Origin of the sequence: Paenibacillus sp. y28, assembly GCF_037137075.1 — a bacterium.
GTDB lineage: Bacteria > Bacillota > Bacilli > Paenibacillales > NBRC-103111 > JBBBNV01.
Map to the genome: position 1 here is coordinate 1 of NZ_JBBBNV010000064.1, position 3423 is coordinate 3423.

Annotated in this window: 5 protein-coding genes; 2 read left to right on the forward strand and 3 right to left on the reverse strand. The window is 42.2% G+C overall.

Going from position 1 to position 3423, the window contains the following annotated elements; genetic code table 11:
* The first annotated feature begins 152 nt into the window (after positions 1-152).
* The gene (locus WBG83_RS22120; RefSeq protein ID WP_336747554.1) at positions 153-485 is read left to right on the forward strand and encodes a hypothetical protein; all 333 of its coding nucleotides are present in this window, start codon (positions 153-155) and stop codon (positions 483-485) included.
* 222 nt (positions 486-707) lie between these two features.
* On the opposite strand, the gene WBG83_RS22125 is transcribed toward WBG83_RS22120, so the two are convergent.
* The 3 genes from WBG83_RS22125 to WBG83_RS22135 all read right to left on the reverse strand — a co-directional run bounded on the left by WBG83_RS22125 (position 708) and on the right by WBG83_RS22135 (position 1823).
* Positions 708-1265, reverse strand: a complete 558-nt coding sequence (locus tag WBG83_RS22125) for an IS3 family transposase (RefSeq protein ID WP_336747555.1) — start codon at positions 1263-1265, stop codon at positions 708-710.
* Positions 1262-1462, reverse strand: a complete 201-nt coding sequence (locus WBG83_RS22130) for a hypothetical protein (RefSeq protein ID WP_336747556.1) — start codon at positions 1460-1462, stop codon at positions 1262-1264. Before WBG83_RS22130 ends, WBG83_RS22125 begins: the two co-directional genes overlap by 4 nt.
* A 151-nt stretch (positions 1463-1613) precedes the next feature.
* Positions 1614-1823 carry a transposase gene (locus WBG83_RS22135; protein ID WP_336747557.1) on the reverse strand — a complete coding sequence of 70 codons (210 nt, stop codon included), beginning with the start codon at positions 1821-1823 and terminating at the stop codon, positions 1614-1616.
* Positions 1824-2168: 345 nt separating this feature from the next.
* Between WBG83_RS22135 and WBG83_RS22140 the strand changes: the two genes are divergently transcribed.
* Entirely contained in the window at positions 2169-3326 is a 1158-nt protein-coding gene (locus WBG83_RS22140) for a DNA cytosine methyltransferase (protein WP_336747558.1), read from the forward strand.
* Positions 3327-3423 lie beyond the last annotated feature (97 nt).

Here is a 3423-nt window from a genome sequence, read left to right on the forward strand (position 1 = left end):
ACAGGAACTACCTGCCAATCCATTGTAAAGGATTTTTTTGCGTCTGAATGAGATAAATACAGAAAATTATGAAGATTTAGGGAAAATTAATGCAACGCTAGTGATGCGAAGTCATTATTTTTGCAATACCAACTTCACAGGGGGAATCGTATATGCCGAACGAAAAGGGCTGGTACAGTAAAGCAGAAGTACTGGAGACGGGACTGCCTTACTACATCCCGTCCAGCAAGCGATGGACACAAGAGCCTTACCCATTTGCTGTATTGCTTACAAAAACTCGGTGTCAAGATTTTGGTATCCCAATTCTTCCACAGGGTCGGGAATTACCGTCTGCTTTTAGGTATGCGGCAGCGGCTGGTACTGGAACCGACGATAAGACTCATCGTTACTATCCTCTCTATGATCGTACAGATGTGTTTAAATCAGGAGAGTTGGCAATGGAATTACTTAATAAATATGAAATTATGGGTAAATTGTCGGATTAATAAAATTACAGCTGATGAGGTGAACTTATGTTGCTGCTTGTGAGTGTACAAGTGAGCCACAATGAATATCAATTTAACTTAGGGGGAAGCGAGTATGGCTATTGAGATTGGAGTTGTCAAAAAAAAGTGCAGTTTGAAAACACCCTCATACAGAAATCCCGTTACTAAGCTGCTTGTGATAGCATTCTTTCACGATAAATAGCTGGGGGCCAGCCCCCTGGATTAGAGGTGTAGACCCTCCGTCTGTTGTAGTAGACCATGATGTATCTGAAGATGACCGATTTCATATAGGCCATCGGATAGCGCTCCGTGTTGATCTTGTACAGCTTCTTTCTTTAGCGTAGCAAAAAAGCTTTCCATTCTTGCATTGTCATAACAACGACCTGTGCCGCTCATGCTCTGAAGGGCATCTCGTTTAGCCAGACGCTCTCGAAACGCACGGCTCGTGAATTGACTGCCTCGATCACTGTGGAAAATCATCCCCCGAGCATTTCTTGCTTTACAGGCGTTCTCAAAAGCTTGGATGCAGAGCTCCTTGCGCATGTTGTCGTCCATGGCGAGGCCCACGATCTCTCCGTTAAAACAATCCAGTATTGCAGACAGATAGAGCTTGCCGTCTGAACAAGGGATTTCGGTGATATCCGACAGCCATTTTTGGTTGGGTGCTGAGGATCGGAAGTCTCTCTGGATCAGGTTCTCGCTCTTTTGAGCTGCGGCATCCTCGCGTGTAATGCCGTTGGGATGACGTCTCACTTTCTTCAGCAGGCCATGCCTCTTCATGATTCGGTAGACGTGCTGTAGCTGGTCGTGATCTCTATTTGTGACAGCGCCAGCAGAATACGCTGGACACCGTAATTTCGGTTGTCTTCATGTTCTCCAATGATGTCTTTGATTTTGACCAGAAGAAGCTGCTGCAGCTCCTGTTTGGGAATGGGCTTCAAGCTACGGTAATAGCCCGATTCGCTGACAGCAAGCACTTCGCACATCGCCTTGACGGTCCACTGATTCCGTCGTTCACGGATGTAAGCATAGAGCTGGTATGCCTTTACCGCTTCCGGTCTTTTGCGAAAAAACCGAGTGCATCCTTGAGAATTTCATTTGCACGGCGCAACTCGCTTATTTCTTTTTCTAATTCGATTTCACGCGCAGTCTTATCGGCAGGTGCATAAGCGTGTCCGCTCCCGATATGCGCTCCGTCGCCGTGCAGGGTTTTCTTCGCTTTCTCCATTCCTGCAACGTATAGTAGGATACGCCTAACTGCTCGGCGGCTTTCTTTGGTCCAATCTCATCGCTCAATCTTACTGCTTCTTCTTTAAATGCTTTGTCGTATCGTTTCATTGTCTCTCGTCCCCTCGTCAGCTTTCATTTTATTTCATACGAGGGGGTTTTTCGACTGCATTTTTATCGTAGCACTCCAGAAGGTGATTTGTCTATGAACAACCGAGGTCGAAATCAATTACCACTTAAATTGCGAATTTTTTGCCACGCGAAGATAGGAATCTTGTCGCTGCAATTTTAATGGAAATGTTAGGAACGATATTAACTAAACCCAGGACCTTAGCTGTTACTTTAATTACAAATATACATTATTTTAATATAAAACCAGTTATTAGGTTTGATATCTTAAAATATTGACGTCAGTGTAACAAAACAATAAAATTGAAATTTAAGGGAGGGATTACGGTGCGTGTTGCTGATTTATTCGCTGGATGCGGCGGTATGAGTAAGGGTTTTCTAGATGCAGGTTACACAATAGTGGCTGCCTTTGAAAAATGGGATGCAGCGGTGTCTTGTTATAGGATGAATTTTGAGCATCCCGTTTACGAATATGATTTACATGAATGGGAAAAGGTTAGTGAGTTTATTTCCACTCTAGACATAGATTTGATTATAGGAGGACCACCATGTCAAGATTTTTCTCAAGCCGGGAACAGAATTGAGGGAAAACGAGCTGAATTAACACTATCTTTTGCTCAAATAGTTTCTCAGGTTAGACCGGCCTACTTTGTCATGGAGAACGTAGAGAGAGTCCATTTAAGCTCTGTTTATAAAAATGCCAGAAAAATATTAAAAGCAGCTGGCTATGGTTTGTCGGAAAGAGTTGTTAATGCGAGTTACTCTGGAGTCCCACAAAACAGAAAAAGATTTTTTTGTATAGGTGGATTACATAAAAGTGACGGATTTATAGATGGTGTGTTAGCGGCAAATCTTACAGAACTTCCTCTGACAGTTAAAGATTATTTAGGCGATGAATTTAATTTAGAGTACTATTACAGACATCCACGGACGTATGAGAGACGTGGAATTTTTTCTGTTTTTGAGCCAGCCCCAACCATAAGGGGGAGCAATAGACCCATGCCTCCTGAATACAAGATTCACGCACAAGATCCAGTGCGTGTCACAACTGGAATTAGGTCTCTAACCATGAGGGAGAGAGCTAGTATACAGACGTTCCCAGATAATTTTAAATGGCTAGAATCCGATACAATTAACAATCAACTTATTGGTAATGCTGTACCTGTTAAATTAGCCTATTACGTAGCGAAGTGCCTTTTAGATTATGTGGGAGGTAATTTTAATAAAAGGGATGTAGGTTTTGTACAATGGCTTAAAGATGAAAAAGGCTACACTGGAAGGGCAGCGGGGGATGTTCTTTCAAGAATTAGACGTATAATGAGAATTTTAGCCTCAAACAGTAATGAGGTTTACGAAGGAAACACTGATGTAATATCTTCCTTAAAATGTAAAGAAGAGTTCCAAGGTTGCACTGCTTCAGTAAAGTCTCAGCTAAAACGTGCTCAAAAATTATTTGATGAGTATGTTGTTTCGTGTAAATCATAAAAGTGCGATATTTATTAATTCTGGACAGTGAAAAGTTCTCGTTGAAAATCGACACATGAAAAATAACCCAATCAAGCGAGTACATGATATCCTAAGG

Bases quoted from the DNA above. Each gene is read 5' to 3' on its own strand.
- WBG83_RS22120 (WP_336747554.1), top strand. From the start codon at position 153: ATGCCGAACGAAAAGGGCTGGTACAGTAAAGCAGAAGTACTGGAGACG.
- WBG83_RS22125 (WP_336747555.1), bottom strand. From the start codon at position 1,265: ATGAAGAGGCATGGCCTGCTGAAGAAAGTGAGACGTCATCCCAACGGC.
- WBG83_RS22135 (WP_336747557.1), bottom strand. From the start codon at position 1,823: ATGAAACGATACGACAAAGCATTTAAAGAAGAAGCAGTAAGATTGAGC.